The sequence below is a fragment of the Methylobacterium sp. WL18 genome (assembly GCF_008040015.1).
Taxonomy (GTDB): Bacteria; Pseudomonadota; Alphaproteobacteria; order Rhizobiales; family Beijerinckiaceae; genus Methylobacterium; species Methylobacterium mesophilicum.
Genome location: NZ_VRVD01000747.1, coordinates 1 through 2071, shown reverse-complemented (window position 1 = coordinate 2071; position 2071 = coordinate 1). Strand labels below are relative to the sequence as shown.

The window sequence follows — 2071 nt, the reverse complement described above, 5'->3', positions numbered from 1 at the left end:
GGTGGGGCCTGCTGGCGCCGGCCTATCGCGGCTATCCGGGCTCGACGGGCACGCCGAGCGAGCACGGCCTGATCCGCGAGGGGCTCGCGGCGGTCGCGGCCGCGCGTACCCGGGCCCCGGGGGCGCCGATCCTGCTGCATGGCCATTCCTTGGGGACCGCGGTGGCGGTCGCGATCGCCGGGCAAGTCGAGGCGATCGGGCTCTACCTTGAGGCACCATTCGATTCGCTGACCCATGCCGTGCGTCTGCATGTCCCGCTGGCACCGTCCTGGCTCCTGCGCGACACCTATCGCTCGGACCTGCGCATCCGCGGCGGGTCCGCGCCGATCCTGATCGTCCAGGGCTCCGACGACCCGGTGGTGCCGGCCAAGCTCGCTTGGGCGCTCGCCACGGCGGCGGGTCCCCGGGCGCAGTTCGCGCTGGTGCCGGGGGACCACGTGTCGATCGTCGGGGCCCGGGACCGCGAGGCCGAGGCGCTGTTCCGGCTGTTCGTCGGGCCGGCCTGCGGGACGGCGGATCAGGCTGTGCCCTGAAGCGGGCGGGAGGAAACACGGTTTGGTCGGACGCCGCTCCCGGCGCTGGAATGCCGACGATCCGGAGATGCCCGGAGCGGTTGCCCGGGCGGATCCGGTCTGCCCGCTCTGCGGTCGGCCGATCCCGCCCCGCGCCCGCTCCAGCCTGCACCACCTGACCCCGAAGCTGAAGGGCGGGACCCACCAGGGCACGGTGCGGCTGCACCAGATCTGCCATTCGGCGATCCATGCCTGCTACAGCGAGGCCGAGATCGCCCGGCGGCTCGCCGACGTGGACGCGCTGCGGGACGATCCCGAGATCGCGCGGTTCCTGGCCTGGATCCGCGGCAAGCCCGACGATTTCCATGCCGCCACGCGGATGACCCGCGACCGCCGCGCGGGCAAGCGCCGGGATTGAGGCCGCCGTTTACCCGGCGCTCAGGACATCCGCAGGTTTCGCCCCACGGCCGGCAAGCCTGTCAACCTTGTCGATCCACATTGGCCCCGGTCTGGGAGCTGATCGATGGGCGGGGCAGGGGACGCGGACGGCCGGCTGGCCTGGGTCGATATCGCCAAGGGGATCTGCATCCTCCTGGTGGTGATGATGCATTCCGTCATCGGCACCGGCACGGCCCTGGGCGGCGAGGGGTTCCTGCACCCGGTGGTGGCCTTCGCCAAGCCGTTCCGGATCCCGGATTTCTTCCTGCTGTCCGGCCTGTTCCTGGGTCGGGTGATCGACCGGGACTGGCGCCTGTTCGCCGACCGCCGGGTCCTGCACTTCGCGTATTTCTACGGGCTCTGGCTGGTGATCCAGTCGGCGGCCCGCTACGGCGGCATCGTCGGGGAGGCCGGGCCGAGCGCGTTCGCCGCCCACCTCGCCCACGCGTTGGTCGAGCCCTATTCGAGCCTGTGGTTCGTCTACCTGCTGGCGGTTTTTTCCGTGGTGACCAAGGCCTTGCGCCGGTGTCCGGGGGCACTGCTGCTGGCTGGCGCGGCCCTGCTGCAGGTCGCCGACATCCGCAGCGACGCGACCCTCATCGAGGAGTTCTGCGGCCGCTACGTCTACTTCGTGGCGGGCTACCTGTTCGCCGGCCGGATCTTCGCCCTTGCCGACGCGGCCCGTCGGCATGTCGGCCCCGCGCTGTGCGGCCTCGCCGCCTGGGCCGTCGTGGAGGGATGGCTGGCGCTGACGCCCGCCGGCGATCCGGCCTATCCCACCCTTGCCAGCCTGCCCCTCGTGAGCCTCGTCCTCGGGGCGGCCGGCGCCCTGGCGATCGTAGTCGTGGCCGCGCTGATCGAGCGGGTGGGAGGCGTCGTCGCCGAAGCTCTCCGGACCTGCGGGCAGCGCTCGATCGTGATCTATCTCGCCTTCTTGCTGCCCATGGCCGCGACCCGGGAGACCTTGGTCCGCACCGGCCTCGTGAACGATATCGGGCTCGCGGGGCTGATCGTGATGGCGGCGGCGCTGCTGGTGCCGCTGGCGCTGGAGCGGCTGGTGCGGAACACGCCGCTCGCCCTGCTGTTCGTGCGCCCGGCCTGGTTCCGGCTGGCGGATGGGC

Annotated in this window: 3 protein-coding genes; all 3 read left to right on the top strand. The window is 72.0% G+C overall.

Going from position 1 to position 2071, the window contains the following annotated elements; genetic code table 11:
* Nucleotides 1–533 (top strand): alpha/beta hydrolase (locus FV228_RS27790; RefSeq protein ID WP_147857451.1); only part of this gene is annotated, 533 nt, incomplete at its 5' end.
* A 22-nt stretch (nt 534–555) separates the two neighbouring features.
* A complete protein-coding gene (locus FV228_RS27785; RefSeq protein WP_147857450.1) occupies nt 556–930 on the top strand; it encodes an HNH endonuclease in 375 nt (124 codons plus the stop codon).
* 105 nt (nt 931–1035) lie between these two features.
* Nucleotides 1036–2071, top strand: a 1036-nt coding sequence (locus FV228_RS27780) for an acyltransferase family protein (protein WP_147857449.1), incomplete at its 3' end; no start/stop codon positions are given.